Consider the following 20071-nt stretch of genomic DNA (forward strand, 5'->3'; position numbering starts at 1 on the left):
AGTGAGAGCGAAATGCCGCTCGACGAGGCCAAGGATGAGCTGCTCCAGCGAGCCGCGCAACGATGCGCGGTGAGCAGCGACCATGTGAGCCCCGAGGACGCGCTGTCCTTCTTGCGGATCTACTACCGGCACGTCGCGCCGGAGGACCTGCTCGACCGTAGTCCCGTTGACGTGTACGGCCCGGCGATGTCGCAGAAGCAGCTGGCCGAGGTACGCCCTCAGGGCCGGGCCATGGTCCGCGCCTACACGCCGACCCTCGAGGAGAACGGGTGGGACCCGGGGCACTCGGTGGTCGAGGTGGTCACCGACGACATGTCGTTCCTGGTCGACTCGGTGACGATGGAGCTGGCCAGGCATGACATCAACACCTATCTGGTGGTCCACCCGCAGATGCGGGTACGCCGTGACATGACCGGCAAGATGCTCGGCAGGGGCCATGAGGACGTCACCGGCCAGATGCTGGTCGAGTCCTGGATGCACGTCGAGATCGACCGGCAGTCCGACCCCGAGGCGCTCCGGCAGTTGGAGGCCGACCTTCAGCGGGTCCTGTCGGACGTGCGGCAGGCGGTCGAGGACTTCAGGAAGATGCGTGGGGTCGCCGTCCAGATGGCGGAGGATCTGACGCTCAACCCGCCGCCGCTGGAGCCCGCCGAGGTCGAGGACAGCCTCGACCTGCTGCGCTGGCTCGCGGACGGGCACTTCACCTTCCTCGGCTACCGCGAATACCGCCTGGAGAAGACCGAGGAGGGCGACGCGCTGCGCGCGCTGCCCGGCGCGGCGCTGGGCATCCTGCGCGACGACAAGATCGGCTCGGAGAGCTTCTCCGTGCTGCCCGCCGAGGTGCGGGCCAAGGCCCGTGAGAAGCAGCTGCTGATCATCACCAAGGCCAACTCCCGGGCGACCGTGCACCGCGCGGCCTACCTCGACTACATCGGGGTGAAGCTGTTCTCGCCGGAGGGCGAGGTGATCGGTGAGCGCCGGTTCCTCGGCCTGTTCACGCACGTGGCCTACAGCGAGTCGATCTCCAGGATCCCGGTGCTCAGGCGCAAGCTCGCCGACGTGCTGGACCAGGCCGGGCTGGCCCCCGACAGCCACGACGGCAAGGACCTGATCGAGATCCTCGAGACGTTCCCGCGCGACGAGCTCTTCCAGACCTCGCTCGACCAGCTCCTGCCGATCGCGCTCGGGGTGCTGCGGCTGCGCGAGCGCAAGCAGGTCAAGCTGTTCCTGCGCCGCGACGACTACGGCCGCTACATCTCCTGCCTGATCTACCTGCCGCGCGACCGCTACACCACTCAGGTGCGCCAACGGATGCAGGAACTCCTGCTCAAGGCGCTGGGCGGCAAGACACTCGACTACAGCGCGATGATCGGCGAGTCCGCCCTGGCGCGGCTGCACGTGGTCATCCGCGGCGAGCGCGGCAAGCAGTTGCCGCCGCCGGGCGTCGACGTGGAGGAGCTGGAGGCGCGGCTGGCCGCGATCACCCGCTCGTGGGAGGACGACCTGGCCGCGGCGCTGTCGGAGCTGACCTCCGAGGAGGAGGCGCCCAGCCTGACCAGGCGCTACCAGTCGGCCTTCCCCGAGGGCTACAAGGCCGACTTCCCGCCGGAGATGGCCGTGGTGGACCTGCGCCGTCTGGAGCAGCTCGCCGGCTCCGACGAGAGCGAGATCGGCCTCAACCTCTACGAGCCCTACGACGCCACCGAGGGCGAACGCCGGCTGAAGATCTACAAGCTGGGCACGCCCATCTCGCTGTCGCGGGCGCTCCCGCTGATCCAGCGGCTGGGCGTCGAGGTCGTGGACGAGCGGCCGTACGAGATCGACAGGGACAACGACCCCGCCACCAAGAACGCCTGGATCTACGACTTCGGACTGCGCTACACCCCGAACGAGGAGGTCGACAGGAAGGACTTCAAGCGGCTCTTCCAGGACGGCCTCACCGCGCTGTGGAAGGGCGAGGTGCAGGCCGACAACTTCAACTCCCTCATCCTGCGCGCCGGGCTGACCTGGGAGCAGGTCGAGATCCTGCGCGTCTACGCCAAGTACCTGCGCCAGGCGGGCTCCGCCTTCTCCCAGCGCTACATGGAGCGCGTGCTGACGGGCAACGTGCGGCTGGCCCGGCTGCTGGTGCGTCTCTTCGAGGCGCGGCTCGACCCCCGGCGTGGCGACGACGTGCGGACCGATCTGGCCGACGCGCTCCACGAGGAGATCCTGGGCGCGCTCGACGAGGTCGCCTCGCTGGACGAGGACCGGATCCTGCGGGCGTACCTGGAGATGATCCAGGCGACGCTGCGGACGAACTACTTCCAGACCGTGGACGGGCGGCGGAAGCCGTACATCTCGCTGAAGTTCGACCCGCAGGCGATCAGTGTGCTGCCGCTGCCGCGGCCGAAGTACGAGATCTTCGTGTACTCGGCCCGGGTCGAGGGCGTGCACCTGCGCTTCGGCAAGGTGGCCAGGGGCGGCCTGCGGTGGTCGGACCGGATGGAGGACTTCCGGACTGAGGTCCTCGGCCTGGTCAAAGCCCAGATGGTGAAAAATACCGTTATCGTGCCGACTGGCTCCAAGGGCGGATTTGTCGTAAAACGTCCGCCTGTGGGCGGAGGGCGCGAAGAGCTGCTCACCGAGGGCGTGGCGTGCTACCGGATGTTCATCTCCGGGCTGCTCGACATCACCGACAACCTGGTCGACGGCAAGGTCGTGCCGCCGCTGGACACGGTCAGGCACGACGGCGACGACACCTACCTGGTGGTCGCCGCCGACAAGGGCACCGCGACGTTCTCCGACATCGCCAACGGCGTGGCCAAGGAGTACGGCTTCTGGCTCGGCGACGCCTTCGCCTCCGGCGGCTCGATCGGCTACGACCACAAGGCGATGGGCATCACCGCGCGCGGCGCCTGGGAGTCGGTCAAGTACCACTTCCGCACGATCGGGACCGACGTGCAGACCACCGACTTCACCGTGGCCGGCGTCGGCGACATGTCGGGCGACGTGTTCGGCAACGGCATGCTGCTGTCGCAGCACATCCGGCTGGTGGCCGCCTTCGACCACCGGCACATCTTCATCGACCCCAGCCCCGACGCCGCCCGCGGCTTCGCCGAGCGGCAGCGGCTCTTCGCGCTGCCGCGCAGCTCCTGGGCGGACTACGACACCAAGCTGATCTCGGCGGGCGGCGGTGTCTACGCGCGCACGGCCAAGTCCATCCCGATCACGCCGCAGATCCGCGAGGCGCTCTCCATCCCCGCGGCGCTCACCTCGATGACGCCGAACGATCTGATCAGCGCCATCCTGCGGGCCCCCGTGGACCTGCTGTGGAACGGCGGCATCGGCACCTACGTCAAGGCGAGCACCGAGTCGAACGCCGACGTGGGCGACAAGGCCAACGACTCGCTCCGGATCGACGCCGCCGAGCTGCGCTGCAAGGTCATCGGCGAGGGCGGCAACCTAGGCTTCACCCAGCTCGCCCGCATCGAGTTCGCGCGCGGCGGCGGGCTGGTCAACACCGACTTCATCGACAACTCGGCCGGGGTCGACACCTCCGACCACGAGGTGAACATCAAGATCCTGCTCGACCAGGTCGTCCGCGACGGCGAGCTGACCGACAAGCAGCGCAACCAGGTCTTCACCTCGATGACCGACGAGGTCGCCGACCTGGTGCTCCGCGACAACTACGCCCAGAACGTGGTGCTGGCCGCGACCCGCGCCCAGGCCGTCGAGATGCTCCACATCCACTCCCGCTACCTGCGGCGCCTGGAGCGTGACGGGCTGGTCAACCGGGAGCTGGAGTTCCTGCCCTCGGACAAGACACTGGCCGAACGCCGCCAGGCCAGGCTGGGCCTGACGGCGCCGGAGTTCTCGGTGCTGCTGGCCTACACCAAGCTGGTGGCCGACGCCGAGCTGCTCGGCTCCGACCTGCCCGACGACCCGTACCTGGCCTCGTGGCTGGTGTCGTACTTCCCGTCGGCGCTGCGCGAACGCTTCCGCCCGTACATGGACGCCCACCCGCTGCGCCGCGAGATCATCACCACCTGCGTGGTGAACGAGCTGGTCAACTCGATGGGCACGACGTTCATGTTCCGCTTCAGCGAGGAGACCGGCGCCTCGACGCCCGACATCGTGCGCGCCTACCTCGTCGCCCGCGAGGTGTTCGACCTGTCCAGCTTCTACCGCGCGGTGGAGGCGCTCGACAACAAGGCCGACACGTCGATACAGATCGCGATGCTGCTGGAGGCCAGGAAGCTGGCCGAACGCGGCACGCGCTGGCTGCTCGGCAACCGCCGCCCGCCGCTCGACCTGGCCGGGTCGGTGAGCTTCTTCGTCAAGGGCGTGAACGGCCTGCTCTCCCACATCCCGAAGCTGCTCGCCGGGCCCGATCTGGCGGCCTTCGAGGAGCGCCGCGACTCCTTCGCGGCCCGCGGGGTGCCGACGGAGCTGGCGGAGCGGGTGGCGGCCATGGTGCCCGCCTATTCGACGTTCGACCTGGTGGAGATCTCCTCGCTCACGGGACGCCCGGTCAACGAGGTGGCGGAGGTGTACTTCGACCTCGCCGACCGCCTCCAGCTTGCCCGCCTCAGGGAGCGGGTGATCGCGCTGCCGCGCGACAACCGCTGGAACGCGATGGCACGGGCGGCGCTCAGGGACGACCTGTACGCGGCCCACGCCTCGCTGACCCGCGACGTGCTGGCCCACAGCACACCGGGGCTGTCTCCGGAGGAGCGGCTGGCCCGCTGGACTGAGGCGAACTCGGCGGCGGTCCACCGATCCCGCCAGACGCTGTCGGAAATCTGGGAAAGCGACAACTTCGACCTCGCCACGTTGTCTGTCGCCCTCCGCGCGATCCGCACACTGGTCGCCTCAAGCAGCCTTCCCCACAGCGAGGGGTGATTTGTCGTTTTGCGGCCGATCTGGGCTGGTCTTAGGTCTTTTTTGATCTTTTTACGGCCAGCCCGGTGGGCCCCAGCCGCCGCCCGTGGCTGGGGCCTGTCCAGGGGCACGCTCCTCCGGTGGAGGTGGCTGGGCGCCGTGACGTGCGTCTTCTTGGCCCCGGCCGTGGTCTGCCGAGCCCGTGACGCGCAGATGTCCCACATGCGCCGATAGAGGCGGTTGGGCGGGCACCCTTGACCCCGGGTCGGGACGCGCAGGCGCCGGTGGCGGTGGCTGAGCGTGACATGTGCGTTCCTGACCCCGGCCGTGGTCAGTCCCTGTGGGTTAGTTCATGCCTGTGAAGGCTTCCTTGTGGTCTTCTGCCCATTGGGCGAATGATCTGGGGTGTTTGCCGGTTAGTTCGGTGAAGGTGTTTGCTGTCGGGACTGGGGTGTTTGTGGTGGCTAGGGAGTGTTTAAGGAGTGAGTCCACTACTTCGGGGGAGCCCCAGCGGGATAGAGCTTGGCGGTGGGCTTCTAGGTCCTGTAGGTGCCATTCGATTGGCTTGGCGATTGTTTGTGCGATCGTGTTCATTTGGTCGCGTTGGGTGAGGGACTCGGGGCCGGTCAATTCGTAGATGGCGTTCTCGTGGCCGTCTTCTGTCAGGGCCTTTAGTGCGATTTCCGCTATGTCGGTTTCGTGGATGGGGGCCGAGTGGGTGTCGGGGAACGGGTTGGTGACCCTGCCCTCGGCACGGATCTCTGTTGCCCATTGGAGGGCGTTCGTGGCGAATGCGCCTGGGCGTAGGGCGGTCCAGGGGAGTCCTGAGGCGGTCAATGACTTTTCTGCCACGCCGTGCAGGCGGGCGATCGCGTCCGTGGCCGTGGGGTCCGCCAGGGCGGCTGACAGGAGGACGACGTGGCGTACTCCGGCCTCGCGGGCCTGTGCCAGGAAGGCGTCCAGCCCTTGAGGGTCGGCGTAGAGGAACACCCGGTCGACGCCGTCCAGCGCGAGTGCCGGGCGGTTCGCCGCGACCACGTCCACACCTGTGGGCAAATGGGCGGCGGCGGGGTCCTTGCTGGCGGCGCGGACCTGCTCGCCGGCCGCCAGGAGCTGCCGTATGAGGCTCCGGGCCACGTGTCCGCGGGCCCCGGTTACCAGAATCGTCATGCGGACATGCTGGTCCGGGGACGTTCCGGGCGGGTAGGCACGGCCAGGGCTGGGACTCGCGGTACCAGGCCAGAGGGGGCTGGGTCATCATGGTGGGGATGAACAGGGAGGAACTGGGCGGCTTTCTGCGTAGCCGGCGGGGCCGGATCCAGCCCGCCGAGGTGGGGCTGGCGCCCGGCCCGCGCCGGCAGACCCCCGGGCTGCGCCGCGAGGAGGTCGCGCTGCTGGCCGGCATATCGGTCGACTACTACATCAGGCTGGAACAGGGCCGCGGCCCGCACCCGTCGGACCAGGTCCTCACCGCGCTCGGCCGGGCCTTGCGGTTGACGGGCGACGAGCACGACTACCTGCTCCGGCTGGCCGACCAGTCCCCGGCCCGCGCCGAGCCCGCACGCGAGGTGCCCGCCAACGTCCTGCGCCTGCTGGACCGGCTCACCGACGTCCCGGCCATGGTGATCAACGCCGGTTACGACGTCCTCGCCTGGAACCGCATGCTGGTCGCCCTGATCGGCGACCTGTCAGAGGTGCCGCCCTGGCAACGCAACACCTTGCGCTGGCTCTTCGGCAACCCGACCCCGACCCCCGACAAGCTCCAGCTCGCCCGCCAGTGCGTGGCCGACCTCCGAGCCACCGGCCGCTACCCGACGGACGCGAACATCAGAGCCCTGGTCGACGACCTGAGAGAGACCAGCCCCCTGTTCGCCGACTTGTGGGCCGCCCGCGACATCGAAATCCAGCGAACACTGACGAAGCACATGACCCACCCCGTCGCCGGCCCGATGGAACTCGACTGCGACTTCCTCCCGATAGCCGGCGCAGACCAACGCCTGGTCCTCTACACAGCCGCCCCCGGCACGCCCTCCCACAAGGCCCTCCAGCGCCTACGAGCCATCGGCGCATAGGCGGGGCTCGGTAGACCGCTGCGGGGGCGAGGGGCGGCCGCCTAGCCACCCCTGCCGACGCCTCCATATCACGGGCTTGGTAGATAGGCGGGGGAGAAGGATGGCCGCCTGGCAACCTCTACTGGCGCCTCCATGTCACGGGCTTGGTAGCTCACGGTGGGGGCGAAGGATGGCAGCCCGGGGCCCTGCGCGTCACGGGTTCGGTAGACCACCGCGGGGGCGACGGGTGGCCGCCCAGCACCGGCGGCGGGACACCTGGGCGCCACGGGCTCGGTAGACCACGGCCGGGGTCAAGAAGACGCACGTCACGGCGGCCAGCCACCTCCACCGGAGGAGCGTGTCCCTGGACAGAGCTCAGCCACGTATGGCGGGTGGGGCCCACCGGGCTGGCCGTAAAGGAAAAAAGGGGGTTTTACGGATCTCCACCAACAGCTTTGGTGAGGGACCCCGTGTGGGCGATGATCGCGGCGGGAGTCGGGGTGCCGGACGGGGGCACCAGGGTCGCGTACTGGTTGATCTCTGTGGTTTTCAGGAACCGCCGCGCCCGGTCGTTGTGATAGAGCCAGCGGGCCTCCTCAGGCACCGGGACGAAGTCGGCCTTGTCCGTCTCCACCGTGGTCGTCGTCGTGCGCGTCATGGCGTACTGGATCAGCGCCCCGCCGCCCACCATGCGCAGCGCGAAGACCGGATAGTCGCCCGCGCTGAAGATCGAGTCGTAGCTGAACCCGCCGATCTTGGCCCGCTCCCGGTCGGTGGTGATCTGCTCCGCCACGTCCGTGGTGTAGGTGCCGCGGGCGAGCAGGCCGGCCGCCACGCCCGTCTCGCCCGCCTCCGCCACCGTGGCGTGCAACGGGCCCATGAACTGCGGGCTGATCGTGATGCTCTTGTCATCGGGCGCGAGCGCCGTCGCGTAGCCTTCCGCGTCGAGCCGGATGTCCGGCGGGTCCTGCCCCGGCAGCAGTTGCGTCGCCGAGCTGAGCCGCCAGTCGTCGGCTTTGGCGAACGTCAGCAGCGTCGGATGGCCGTTGCGCGTGGTCAGCACCGTGAACCAGGGCGCCGCCTCATCCTGCCTGAACCGCGGCACGAACAGCGTCGGCGTGCCCCACGTGTAGCGGGGCGGCCGGTTGCCCGTCGACAGGAACGCGGCCGAGGTGAGCTGCGCCTCCGCGTCGCGGGTCAGCTCCATTGCCAGCCGCAGGTCGCCGCCGGCCCGCAGCAGGTCGTCGGTGGCGGTGAAGGTGGTGAACACCTTGGCCGCGTCGACCGGCGTGATCAGCGGAGTGGTCGCCGAGGGCGACGGGGTCACGGGCACGGTCGTGGTCGCCGCCACCTGACTGGGCGCGGGTGGGGGCGCGGCCGAGCAGCCGACCGCGGTGGCCAGCAGGCCGGCGGCGAGCGCCAGCACCCTCCGCCGACCATAACTACGCACGTGGCCATGTTATTCGGGCCCGCGAGGGTCGCGTACCCTAGGGAGGCGTGGCAGGTATCGATCCAGCAGAAGAGATCAACGAGCTCGCGGGCACCCTGCGAAGCATCCAGGACGTGCTCGACCTCGGCGCCATGCGCAAGCAGATCGCGGAGCTGGAGGACCAGGTCGCCGCGCCCGACCTGTGGGACGACCCCGAGCAGGCGCAGAAGGTCACCAGCAAGCTCTCGCATCTGCAGGGCGAGCTCAACCGCGTCGAAGGGCTGGTCCGCCGCCTCGACGACCTGAGCGTCCTCTACGAGCTGGCCGCCGAGGAGAGCGACGAGGACACCAGGACCGAGGCCGACAAGGAGCTGGCCTCACTCCGGTCCGACATCGGCGCGCTGGAGGTCCGTACGCTCCTGTCCGGCCCCTACGACGCGCGTGAGGCGCTGCTCACCATCAACTCGCAGGCCGGTGGCGTCGACGCCGCCGACTGGGCGGAGATGCTGCTGCGCATGTACCTACGCTGGGCCGAGCGCAAGGGCTATCCGACCGAGGTCTACGACACCTCCTACGCGGAGGAGGCCGGCATCAAGTCGGCCACGTTCTCGATCAAGGCTCCCTACGCCTACGGCACGCTCCGCGGCGAGCACGGCACCCATCGTCTGGTCCGCATCAGCCCGTTCGACAACCAGGGCCGCCGCCAGACCTCGTTCGCCGGGGTCGACATCGTGCCGGTCGTCGAGCAGACCGACCACATCGACATCAACGAGGACGAGCTCCGCATCGACGTCTATCGCTCGTCGGGGCCCGGCGGCCAGGGCGTCAACACGACCGACTCGGCGGTCCGCATCACCCACCTGCCGACCAACATCGTGGTCTCCTGCCAGAACGAGCGCTCACAGCTCCAAAACCGCGCCTCGGCGATGAACGTGCTGCAGGCCAAGCTGCTGGAGCGCAAGCGGCAGGAGGAGGCGGAGCGCATGTCCGAGCTGCGGGGCGCCTCGACGACGTCGTGGGGCACCCAGATCCGTAACTACGTACTGCACCCCTACCAGATCGTGAAGGACCTGCGCACGGGCACGGAGGCGGGCAACCCGACCGCCGTTCTCGACGGCGACATCGATGAGTTCATCGAGTCCGAGATCCGCTGGATGCGCAGGCAGGAATCAGAGCCCGCTTAGGTGCTTGAGCACCAGGGCCACGAAGAGCAGCACGACCAGCAGAAAGACGATCAGGGCAGGTGACAGCCCGGCGAAGCCGTGGTTGTGCATCCGCTCGCGGTTGGCACGGCACAGGGGGCAGCGGCCCTCGATGACGGGGTGGGCGCACTGCGCGCATACGAGATGTTGGCAACTCATGTCAGCCCCAAGTCTAGCCGCACAATCGTTTTGTTTCCGTTATGGACGTTCCATGCCAGTCTTCCCCCTAGACTGTCCTCTGGCCAATCGGAACGTCGATCATCAGTAAAGAAAGTCGTCCCCGATAGGCGTGTGGCGGGAAGTGGGCATGTGCCACCCTCGCTTCCGTCCTGACCCCTAGACTGGCATGCCGTGATGCTCTCGTGATCCATTTCGATAATGTCACCAAGGTCTACACGAACCAGAACCGGCCCGCTCTCGACCATGTCTCCGTTGACGTGGACAAGGGCGAGTTCGTGTTCCTCGTCGGTCCTTCGGGATCAGGCAAGTCCACCTTCCTGCGCCTGGTCTTGAAGGAGGAGCGGCCCAACTCCGGTGCGATCCACGTCGCCGGCAAGGATCTGGCCCGCCTCTCCAACTTCAAGGTGCCGCACCTGCGCCGCCGCATCGGCTGCGTGTTCCAGGACTTCAGGCTGCTCCCGAACAAGAACGTCTACGAGAACGTGGCGTTCGCGCTCGAGGTCATCGGTAAGCCACGGCGGTTCATCCGCAAGGTGGTGCCCGAGGTCATCGAGCTGGTCGGCCTGGAAGGAAAGGCCCACCGGATGCCCGACGAGCTGTCAGGCGGCGAGCAGCAGCGCGTCGCCATGGCCCGCGCCTTCGTCAACCGGCCCATGATCCTGCTGGCCGACGAGCCGACGGGCAACATCGACCCCGCGACGAGCATCGGCATCATGAAGGTGCTCGACCGGATCAACAGGACTGGCACTACGGTCGTCATGGCCACGCACGATGCGGCCATCGTCGACTCCATGCGCAAGCGCGTCGTGGAGCTGGAGGACGGCAAGATCGTCCGCGACCAGTCGCGTGGCGTTTACGGCCAGGCGTACTGACAGGAGCGGTAGACAGAACATGCGGGCGAATTTCATCTTCTCCGAGGTCTGGATCGGCCTCCGTCGCAACCTGACCATGACGATCGCGGTGGTCATCACCGTGGCCGTCGGCATGGCGATGCTGGGCATTGGCCTGATGATCAACTCCCAGGTCAAGATGATGCAGGACTTCTGGTACGACAAGGTCGAAGTATCAGTCTTCCTCTGCGGCAAGAACCCCACGATGCCCAACTGCAAGGGCAAGCCGATCGGCGTTCAGCAGAGCAAGGATCTGATGGAGGAGATCAAGGGCTTGTCCGGGGTCGAACAGGTCCTCTATGAGAGCCCGGACCAGGCGTACGCCAACTTCCAGAAGTCCTACGCCGCCAACAAGGCGCTCATCGACGCGACCAAGGTGGAGGACATGCCCGCGTCCTTCCGCGTCAAGCTGAAGGACCCCAACAACTACCAGCCGGTGGTCCAGGCGCTCCAGGGCAAGACCGGCGTGGCGCAGGTGACGAACCAGAGAGACCTGGTCAACCAGTTCTTCGGCCTGCTCGACAAGCTGAGATCCGGCGCGATCATCGTGGCGGTCGTCCTGGTCCTGGCGGCCGCGTTGCTGATCGGCAACACCGTGCGGCTGTCGGCCTTCAACCGCCGCCGGGAAACCGGCATCATGCGGTTGGTCGGGGCGTCCAACCTCTATATCCAGCTGCCCTTCGTCATGGAGGGCGTGATCTCCGGGCTGATGGGCGGAGTGCTCGCCGCCGTCCTTCTGATCCTTTCCAAGGTCTTCCTGTTCGAGGAGATCGCGAAGTATTTCGCGTTCGGCAGCCAGCTCAGCTGGAATGACGTGGCCTGGGTGATCACGCTGACCATGGGCATCGGCGTGGTGATCTGTGTGCTGGCATCGTTCATCACACTCCGCCGTTACCTCAGGGTCTGACGGATCGCCGGTAAGGTCGGAGCATGCCACGTGAGACCGGGCGGAAGGTCGTCGCCCAGAACAAACGTGCCCGGCACGATTACCACGTCGAGGACACCTTCGAGGCGGGGCTCGTGCTGCAGGGCACCGAGGTGAAGTCGTTGCGCGAGGGACGTGCGTCGCTCGCCGACGGTTACGCCTCCATCGACAGTGGCGAAGCGTGGTTGTTCAACGTCCACATCCCCGAATACACCCAGGGGACGTGGACGAACCACGCCGCCCGCCGCAAGCGCAAGCTGCTGCTCCACCGCAAGGAGATCGACAAGCTCGCCGCCAAGACCAAGGAGGGCGGGCTGACGATCGTGCCGCTGTCTCTCTACTTCAAGGACGGCAGGGCCAAGATCGAGATCGGCATCGCCCGCGGCAAGAAGGACTGGGACAAACGGCAGACCCTGTCGGAGCAGCAGGCCAAGAGGGAGATGGCCCGGGCAGTGCGGCACCGCAACCGATGAGTCGCGTACGCCGCGGCCTGGCCGCGACCGTCACTCTGGCCGTCGCGAGCATGTCGCTGACCGCCTGTTTCGAGGAGTCGTCCCCGCACGACGCCGTGCGGGACTTCCTGGTGGGCTGGCAGTCGGAAGACTACGACCTGGCCGCCGGCCGTACCGACGGTGATCGCGCGACCGTGCGCAAGGCGCTCGCCGACGCGAAGGTGGAGCTCGACGCGGCCTCGTTCCGGTTCAAGATCAAAAGCATCAGCCTGAACGGCGACCAGTCGCAGGCCGACTTCCGCGCCGAGGTCGACCTGGGGGAGAACAACCCGCTCTGGGTGTACGACAGCATGCTGCCGCTGCGGCTGGTCGACGGCCGGTGGAAGGTGCACTGGTCGCCTTCCGTGCTGCACCCGCAGCTGAAGGACGGCCAGCGGTTCGCCGTTTCCACCGACCCGAAGGACCGCCAGCCGGTCGAGGACAGGAAGGGCACGCCGCTCCAGCTTCCCCAGTTCCTCTATGTGGTCGGCGTCATCCCATCGCAGCTCGGTGACCAGGCGGATGAGATCGTCGAACAGCTCTCGGGATATACCGGGTTCGCCCAGGACCGGCTGCTGAGCCGCATCAGGTCGTCGCCGCCGAAGCAGTTCGTCCCGCTCGCCAACTTCGGCGCCGTGCGCTACCGGGATCTGGAAGCCCAGCTCAAGAAGATCCCGCAGCTCATCATCCGCCAGCAGAAGCAGCCTGTCGCGCCCGACGCCCCCAAGGACATCGTGGGCAAGGTGAGCGCGCTCACTCCGGAGACCGAGCAGAAGCTCGGCGGCCCGCAGCGGGCAGGCGACTCGTTCGGGCAGAGCGGGCTCCAGCGGGCCTACCAGGACAACCTCACCGGATCCACCCGGACCCGGGTGATCACCCTCGACCTCAAGACCGACAACGAGGTCGCGCAGCTCAAGGAGTGGCCCGGCCGGACGAACGTCCCGGTGCGGACCACGATCGACAGCGCCAAGCAACGCGCCGCCGAAGCCGCCGTGGCGCAGACGGATACCAGCGCGCTGGTGGCGGTCGACCGGTCGACGGGCGAGATCCTGGCGGTCGGCACCAAGGGCCTGAACCAGGAGAAGGACGCGCTCGCCGGCAAGTTCCCGGCCGGCACGGCCTTCTCGATCGTGGCCGCCGACGCGCTGATCAAGACCGGGAATTTGGATATCAAGCAGAAGCTCGCCTGCCCGGCCGAGCGAACGGTGGGCGGCGCGCGGTTCGTGACGGCGAGCCAGGCCACCGGCGCCTCGCCGACGGTCAAGGACAACTTCGCCAAGGGCTGCGTCACCGCCCTGGCCTCGCTCGCCCGGCGCGTCGACGCCGCGGCCCTGAAGAAGAGCGCCACGGCGTTCGGCATCGAGAAGGACTGGCGGCTGCCGCTCAAGTCGTTCAGCGGCTCGCTGCCCCCGCTGACCAGCGACGCCGACAAGGCCAGGGCCATCGCGGGCCAGAACGTCGAGGTCAGCCCGCTCAGCATGGCCCTCATCGCGGGGGCGATCGCCTCGGGTAGCTGGCACGCACCCGTGCTGGTGACCGAGCCGAAGTCGCCCAACCCGTCGGCGGAGGTGGTGTCCCTCTCCGCGCCGCAACCGGTCGCCGTCGACCCCAAGGTCCGCAGCGCGCTGACGGCCATGATGCTCGCCGGCGCCAAGAGCTCGCGCGCCCTGGCCGGCCACACCGGGGTGCACGGCGTGACGGCCGCGGGCGATACGGAGAAGCACATGGGCTGGTTCGTGGGCTGGCAGGGCGAGGTGGCGATAGCCGTCCTCACCAAGAACTACGACCCCGCGGCGGTCGCGGGCGAGTTCTTCACCGCCGTTCGCGACTCCCCGTGATTTTCTGATCACCTTAGGCAACCGTTCGGGTGGCCGGCTGCGTCTTACCCAGTGACTGCCCTGCTCGGGGGGTTGCGGGTGCAGTCGCCGCGATGAGATCAGGACTTCATCTCGGGGGAAGTCCTGCCGTCCGGACCGGCTCGACCCTGCCGGTCGGCCCCCGGAAACGCCTATGCGTTTCCGGGGGTTTCGCCGTACGGGAATCAAGTTGACGTCGCACGTGTTGCAGGATGTAAGGTCGTCTTGCTCGGTCCTTCGGGGCCGTGTTGACAACTGCATGGGGGTGACTGGCTTCGACTTCGATCTTGCAAGTCAGGTGAAGCGGGCCGAGGACTGCGGACATAACCTCGTTAACACTGTGACCGCAAACAACAAGTGCCAATTCTAAGCGCACTGTGGTAGGCCAGGGTTCCCTGGCTCTCGCTGCCTAAGTAGCGAAACCACTGTCAGCCCGGGACTGCCTTCGGCCCGGGACCTGGCATCGTTAGAAGGCTCAACCGCTCGACCCGGCCACGGGGGAGAGCGGGAAATCAAACAGTGGCTGAGCCCGTCGGTGACACGCCTGCGTGATTACCGGGGCTGAGAAAAGCACAGCAGGCTGCGCCCGGAGAAGCCCTGCCTTGGGGTTGAAGGACGCGGGTTCGATTCCCGCCACCTCCACAAGATCACACCGCCTCTGACCTGCCAAAACATCGGCAGGCAGGGGCGGTTTTCTGTGCGTGGACGCACCATGGACGCACGGGCCATCGGACGGGGACGTAAGCCCAGGTCGGTGCCTACGTTCGCGGAACCGCTCCCGACGAAGGGACACAAGGTTCCGCGCAAAGAAGGCCGAAGGCATCGAGCTCAAGGTGCTTGTTCAGCTCGGCCTGGGTGATGCCGAGCTGGTGGGTGAGCGAGGCCACCGGCACGTGTGGGGCTCAGTAATAGGATTTGGTGTCTGACCTGCCGATTCTCGGTGGTTTCAGCCGGCGATCTGGCACTCGTTGATGAGGCCGCAGAGGATGGCGGTGCGGTGGACTCTTGATGACGCGCAGGTCGGCGTTGGCGAAGACCGCGTCGAAGGCATCGGTGAACTGGCCGCCGCGGTCGCGGATCAGGCTGACCCCGGTCCACCTCCTCGGTGTGCCGGGCCGGGATCTACCGGGGGGTCTGTGCCGTTGGCTGTGGCGATCGGCTTGTCGGTCTGGAGATCATCCTGGTGTGCTGTTCGCGCTCGCTGGCGAGTCGTGGAGCCCACACAGGTTCTCCATCCGGAGCGGACGCGGGCTCCTCGCGGTAGAAGATGTCGATGTCGACCTCTTCACCGCCCATGACCACTGTGTCCCACGCGTCGCTGATGACCAGGATGCGCAAGGTCTCAGCCGACAGTCGGCCGAAGTGGGCACGCAGCGCGGTGTCGTCGGGCAAGCCGGAGACGCGCTGTGACAGACGGCCCCGGATGATCCCGAGCCGGTTCATCAGTGTGTCGGTGTCCGCCGCGACCTGCGCGTCGGAACTCGGAGGGCCCTGCGCGTCGGCGCAGCCCTTGGTGATGTTGTCCTTGATGGCACGGGTGACGCCGTCCTCGTCGGTCGTGACCATCGCCTGCCAGGCACGGCTCTTGTGCCGGTACTGGAGCATCGCCATGGCTGCCTCGTGGCGGATGAAGTCCGCGTCGCGGAAGGCCCGCCCGCGCCAGGCCTGGTTGAGCGACCGGGCCAGAGAGATGGCCGAGGCCAGCCCGCTGTTGAGCCCGCGACCCGGCCAGAAGTGGATGGCGTTGGCGGCGTCGCCGAGCAGGAAGCCGTAGGTGCCCGGGGTGGCGGACGTCGGGGCGTGCAGGCGCGCGGTGAAGCGCGGCCGCTGCACCATGTCGAGCCGGAAGGCGGTGACGGCGCTGAGGTTGTGCCCTGCCACGCCGAACATCGCCAGCCCTTCCTGCACCCGCCGCCACAGGGCAGACCCTTTGATCAGGGCGGGCAGGAACAAGGTGCCGTGCGTGGAGCAGTGGAAGTCGCCGTCGTCGGTACGGCCCATCATGCACGGGTTGGCGGCGACACACTCCTCGAACACGCGACGGACGGGATCGATGCCGATGACCTCCTCGGCCTCCTCGTCGGTGAGTCGCATGTTGAGGAAACCCTCGCCGCCCAGGGCGTTGAGCAGGTAGCGGTTCTGGGCCACGGTCAGCAGGACCGACATGGCGTCAGGCAGGTCGGACTTGACGCGTAAGCCCAGCACGACATCCTGCAGGTGCTTGCCGTCAAGGGAGTAGATCGAGCTGTCGGCGGTGCCGAACTTGCCGGTGAAATGCTCCCGCGTGCGCGAACGGCCACCCTCGCAGATGGCGAGCACATGATCCTGCTTTGCGCTGTCGCCATGCTCGTCGGGATCGAATCGGGTGGGGACGAGCCGGATGCGGTCGAACTTCTCGCCGGCCATCTCCAGGAGCGTGTCCTCGATGTAGGAGATGCGAAGGTTGCGCGGGGCGTGTCCTCGGATGGAGTCGGGGCCGGGTGGCCACATCTCGGAGTACGCCCCGGGCTTGAACAGCCGAGCCTGCACCGGGCCGGGGAGGTTCATGTACTGGCGGCTCTGAACCGTGACGACCTGCTGGCGCCGTACATTGCCCTGATCTTGCCCCTTCCACGTGACCCGAGAACCGTCCTGGGTCCAGCGGCCGTCGTAGACGGTGACGACGACCCGTGAGCCCATGAGGTGCTCCAGGAGGAGCGCGAAGCTCAGCCCGACGGGCCCACCGCCGGAAACGGTCACCCGGAGTATCGGCCCCGGATCGACAGGCGGGGCGGGTCCGCTCGCTTGCGGCAGCGAGGATGCGCCGTGGATCGTCGCGACGTCGTCGGAGGGCAGGAAGCGGAACTGCTCTTCGCCGATCGTGATCAGGTCACCCGGTTGGAGCACCTGTGAGGTGACGCGCCTGCCGTTGACCAGCGTTCCGTTGCGGCTTCCCAGGTCGTGCAGGATGTAACTCCCTGCCGCGTAGCGTATCTCGGCGTGGCGGCGCGAAGCTCGTTCGCTGGAGAGCACCACGCTGCAGTCTTGCCTGCGGCCGAAGGTGGTCGGCGTGTCACCGAGCGGGAAGCGGCGGTCGGTGAGGGGGCCGTCGTGTCCGACGATGGCAGGGGGCATGATGCCTTCCTTATCGTGACAAGAGATCTAGTCATCGATGAGTCCAAGTCCATCATGTGCGACCAAAAGCAGCCGCGTAAGTGAGAAGTACGCATATCGGCTCGGTCGGTGATGTGTGTCCCGGCCTTGCGGATCACCTCGATTTGGGGAACCTGGCGTTGAGTTGTCGCGCTCTGGGGCGTTCGGGTGAGGCGGTGCCTCTGCTTGAGCAAGCGTCGGCGATTACCGAGTCGGCGCGGGGATCCGACCACCCCGACGCAGACAAGCTGCGGTGGCATGTCGATTGATCTGTGCAGGACATGTGACAAGCACCTCCACCCATGTGGCGTTACTCGAAACACTGCTCTTCCAGAGCGGTGGCGAGTAGCGCTGAGGTGTGATCAACGGCGGTGTCCTTGTGGACACCGCCGTTTTTGCGTTGTACGTGCAGGAGGGGTGAGGGCCACGGTGATTCGGAGCTGGTACGTGGTCATGGTGGTCTCCAGTTGTTGGACGGTAGGAGGACCATTGAGGTAGGGCGGTGTCGCGCTTATGTCGCACCACGCGCGTGATCATGCGGAGGCGATGGAGGGGCTCCAGACGAAGGCCGCCGAGCACATCCACGCCTGGCCGCCGTCTAGACGTGCCCAGTCTGACCACGAAAAAGCCCCCCGAGCGACCGCACAGGGGGCTTTATGCATGACGGCGTCAGCAGAGGTCAACCCTCTGGTACGAAGCACCGGGGGAGGAGATGTTCTTCATGGTCTCGCCCGGAGACAGCTCCTTGCAGGGACTGTCGGGCCCGTTGTTCCAGATGATCTTGACGTCATAGGTTCAGGCGCAACCGTTCTTGACCCGGACCCAGGGGTAGATGAGCCGATATTTGCCGCTGTCGATCTTCTTCACGCAGGAGATCGCGGTCTCCGCCTCCACGGGGTCGTCCGCGCTCGCGGCACCTGATCCAGCGATCAGCAGAAGCGCGGCGCCGGAGGCCACGGTCAACGCCCTGAATCCAGCTCTGATATTCATTGAACCTCTTGGATGGGGAGATCGTTTACGTCACTGGCGAACGTACCAAACATCCGCCACAAGATCGGCAAATCGGACGTTTCGTGGGTGCCCCATGGGTGCACGGGCCTGCTCCGGGCGGGCCGAGCCGGGTAGTGCCGATTGCGATGACGGCAGCAGAAGGGGCGGCAGCCGTGCGGCTGCCGTCCCTTCCAGTTGTCCGGTGCCTGGAGCCATCCATCCGGCTCGGTGGCTCGCGGATGGGAGAGCTTCCGCTCGCCGCATGATCTCCAAGGGCGGAAGCGCGGCCGCTCCATCTACTCATCCGACTCGCCCTTGGGGGCCTCCCGCTGGCGCGGGCGCTGACCGACTACTTCGCGCAGGCCCGGACGTCCCTGGCCGTGGCCGACGACGCGGATGGGCCTGTCGCCGTACCTGAGTTGAACGTGGGCGACACCGTCACAGAGGTAAGACGCCTGGTCAACCTGGTGACGACGCCACCAAGCCCGCGCCCGCTTCACTCGGCGACGACAGAATCATCATCTCCGACTGCCTGATAGGTGGGCCAGCAGCATGTCCAGCGGCCGCGGCACGTGATCGAGGTCGAGTGCCGCGACGAGCGGGGCAGCGTAGCGGATCTTGCGGCCACTGCCTGATCCCATGAAACGGCGCAGTTGGGCGTGAGTGGTGCTCCCGCGCCATGCGAGTTGCTTCTGGAGCGTGCGAAAGGAGCTGAGCTCGCCCTCGGCATCGACAACGCGCTCAACCGTGGCGGTGCCGAGGGCGCGGATCAGCTCGTCTTCCAGGTCAGCGACGCACACGAAGAATCCGAGCGCCTCCAGATCGCTTCGGCTGAGATGGGATCCAAGGCCGGCGCGCTCGAGACTCCGCTGGAAGTCGCCTTCCTCCCCGGCGTCGCACAGGCCGGCCAGCCGGAGATTGCGGCCGGGAGGGCCAAACCTGCCGAGATACGTCCCGATGTTCGTGGCACCGCCCATCGCCACAAGGGAGACGCCTTCGGCCTCTAGGTTCCGGCCATGGCGCTCGGCCAACGCTTCGATGGCCGACTTGTCACTCGCTCCCTCGACCAGGACCACGGTATGCGTGTCGCTCACGAGCCCAGCCTCGCACCGAACTTGGCGAGGTTCATCCCCTTTTACGCGTTGGCAGACCTGCCGATTCATCGACAGGCAGGGGCGGGTTTTTGTTCGGGGTCGCACTTTTTGCGCAGAAGATCGGGATGGGGGTGGGTGGCTCACCTGCAGCTGTCGACTTTCCAGAGCATCAGATATCGGTGACCAGCTTGATGGACTGCCTTGTCAGGACGGCTATGGTCATGAAGTCGCGGTCGTCGCACAGCACCGTGAGGTTTTCCCGCTCTGCGGTGGCGGCAATGAGCAGGTCGGCCGGTCCGGCTGACCTATGCTGTCCAGCCTCGGTGAGTAGCTGCTGAACCTCAGCCGCGCGCTGCCAGGCGTGTTCACTCATCGGCACCCAGCCGAACAGGTCATGGAGCAGACGCACTTTCTCCAGGCGATCCGCAAGCGATCTCGCGGAAAAGAGAAACTCCAATTCGACGATCGGGCAGGTCGCGATGACACCTGCAGCAAGCTGATCAGACCACGCCTGCCGCAGCTTGGGTTCCTGCAAGATCCGGAACATGCCGGAAGTGTCGATAAGGTACAGGGCGGGTGTCACCGGCGGTAAGTCGCCTTGTTGCCGACGAACTCATCGAAGTCTCCGCGGTCGGCCATCTCGCCAAGGGCGGCCAGGGCTCGCAGTCGCACCAGTCGCTGCCCCACCTCGCGGAGGGCAGCGTTGACCGTGTCCTTCTTCGTCTTAGTGCCGAGAACTTCGGCGGCTGTCGCCAGGGCCTCCTGGTCGATCTCGATCGGGGTCTTCACCATGGTCATGGGATCACCGTCCTTAACGCTTGAAGGATACCACGGATATCCGCAGTGGATGTCTGAGATATCTCACGCTTGGATCAGTGGTCCGGGCGCTCGACTGACCCGCCACTCGCTGAGCCGCTCGCCGAAGTAGAGCCGATCAAGCGCCGCCGGTTCGTTCCGAGGGCTGAGGC

15 protein-coding genes and 1 other RNA gene are annotated in these 20071 nt (G+C 67.0%); 8 read left to right on the forward strand and 8 right to left on the reverse strand.

Annotated features, from left to right (window positions below; all coding sequences use genetic code 11):
* The first annotated feature begins 12 nt into the window (after positions 1 to 12).
* Positions 13 to 4884 (forward strand): NAD-glutamate dehydrogenase, encoded by a 4872-nt coding sequence (locus KLK06_RS02290; protein WP_214633556.1) that lies wholly within the window; start codon positions 13 to 15, stop codon positions 4882 to 4884.
* Between the two features lie 324 nt (positions 4885 to 5208).
* On the opposite strand, the gene KLK06_RS02295 is transcribed toward KLK06_RS02290, so the two are convergent.
* Complete coding sequence (locus tag KLK06_RS02295; protein WP_214633557.1) at positions 5209 to 6033, reverse strand: SDR family oxidoreductase; 825 nt, start codon at positions 6031 to 6033, stop codon at positions 5209 to 5211.
* 98 nt (positions 6034 to 6131) lie between these two features.
* On the opposite strand from KLK06_RS02295, the gene KLK06_RS02300 reads away from it, so the two are divergent.
* Positions 6132 to 6935 (forward strand): helix-turn-helix transcriptional regulator, encoded by an 804-nt coding sequence (locus KLK06_RS02300; RefSeq protein ID WP_214633558.1) that lies wholly within the window; start codon positions 6132 to 6134, stop codon positions 6933 to 6935.
* A 412-nt stretch (positions 6936 to 7347) separates the two neighbouring features.
* Here KLK06_RS02300 and KLK06_RS02305 read toward each other — a convergent pair whose 3' ends face one another.
* Positions 7348 to 8364: a hypothetical protein gene (locus KLK06_RS02305; protein WP_214633559.1), complete on the reverse strand. Its 1017-nt coding sequence runs from the start codon at positions 8362 to 8364 to the stop codon at positions 7348 to 7350.
* A gap of 47 nt (positions 8365 to 8411) precedes the next feature.
* Here KLK06_RS02305 and prfB point away from each other — a divergent pair, with 47 nt between their 5' ends.
* Entirely contained in the window at positions 8412 to 9527 is a 1116-nt protein-coding gene (gene prfB, locus KLK06_RS02310) for a peptide chain release factor 2 (RefSeq protein ID WP_214633560.1), read from the forward strand.
* Here the strand turns inward: prfB and KLK06_RS02315 are convergent.
* Entirely contained in the window at positions 9513 to 9704 is a 192-nt protein-coding gene (locus tag KLK06_RS02315; protein WP_214633561.1) for a hypothetical protein, read from the reverse strand. The two genes, prfB and KLK06_RS02315, sit on opposite strands and share 15 nt — an antisense overlap.
* Before the next feature lie 203 nt (positions 9705 to 9907).
* Here KLK06_RS02315 and ftsE point away from each other — a divergent pair, with 203 nt between their 5' ends.
* The 5 genes from ftsE to ssrA all read left to right on the forward strand — a co-directional run bounded on the left by ftsE (position 9908) and on the right by ssrA (position 14532).
* On the forward strand, positions 9908 to 10597 hold the full coding sequence (gene ftsE / locus KLK06_RS02320) for a cell division ATP-binding protein FtsE (RefSeq protein WP_049564761.1): 690 nt from the start codon (positions 9908 to 9910) through the stop codon (positions 10595 to 10597).
* A gap of 19 nt (positions 10598 to 10616) precedes the next feature.
* Complete coding sequence (gene ftsX / locus KLK06_RS02325) at positions 10617 to 11522, forward strand: permease-like cell division protein FtsX (RefSeq protein ID WP_214633562.1); 906 nt, start codon at positions 10617 to 10619, stop codon at positions 11520 to 11522.
* Between the two features lie 23 nt (positions 11523 to 11545).
* A complete protein-coding gene (smpB, locus tag KLK06_RS02330; protein ID WP_214633563.1) occupies positions 11546 to 12013 on the forward strand; it encodes an SsrA-binding protein SmpB in 468 nt (155 codons plus the stop codon).
* Positions 12010 to 13869 (forward strand): penicillin-binding transpeptidase domain-containing protein, encoded by a 1860-nt coding sequence (locus KLK06_RS02335; RefSeq protein WP_214633564.1) that lies wholly within the window; start codon positions 12010 to 12012, stop codon positions 13867 to 13869. The genes smpB and KLK06_RS02335 overlap by 4 nt, the downstream gene beginning before the upstream one ends.
* Positions 13870 to 14148: 279 nt before the next feature.
* Positions 14149 to 14532: a transfer-messenger RNA gene (gene ssrA, locus KLK06_RS02340) on the forward strand.
* 477 nt (positions 14533 to 15009) lie between these two features.
* Here the strand turns inward: ssrA and KLK06_RS02345 are convergent.
* From KLK06_RS02345 to KLK06_RS02370, 5 genes are all read right to left on the reverse strand, one after another.
* Complete coding sequence (locus KLK06_RS02345) at positions 15010 to 17001, reverse strand: FHA domain-containing protein (protein ID WP_214633565.1); 1992 nt, start codon at positions 16999 to 17001, stop codon at positions 15010 to 15012.
* An 813-nt stretch (positions 17002 to 17814) separates the two neighbouring features.
* Entirely contained in the window at positions 17815 to 18009 is a 195-nt protein-coding gene (locus KLK06_RS02355; protein WP_214633567.1) for a hypothetical protein, read from the reverse strand.
* 518 nt (positions 18010 to 18527) lie between these two features.
* Positions 18528 to 19103 carry a TOPRIM nucleotidyl transferase/hydrolase domain-containing protein gene (locus KLK06_RS02360; RefSeq protein WP_214633568.1) on the reverse strand — a complete coding sequence of 192 codons (576 nt, stop codon included), beginning with the start codon at positions 19101 to 19103 and terminating at the stop codon, positions 18528 to 18530.
* A 169-nt stretch (positions 19104 to 19272) separates the two neighbouring features.
* Complete coding sequence (locus KLK06_RS02365) at positions 19273 to 19650, reverse strand: PIN domain nuclease (RefSeq protein ID WP_250904749.1); 378 nt, start codon at positions 19648 to 19650, stop codon at positions 19273 to 19275.
* A gap of 32 nt (positions 19651 to 19682) precedes the next feature.
* Positions 19683 to 19901, reverse strand: a complete 219-nt coding sequence (locus KLK06_RS02370; protein WP_250904750.1) for a type II toxin-antitoxin system VapB family antitoxin — start codon at positions 19899 to 19901, stop codon at positions 19683 to 19685.
* Positions 19902 to 20071 lie beyond the last annotated feature (170 nt).

It is taken from the genome of Nonomuraea sp. NEAU-A123, from assembly GCF_018603905.1.
Lineage (GTDB): Bacteria > Actinomycetota > Actinomycetes > Streptosporangiales > Streptosporangiaceae > Nonomuraea.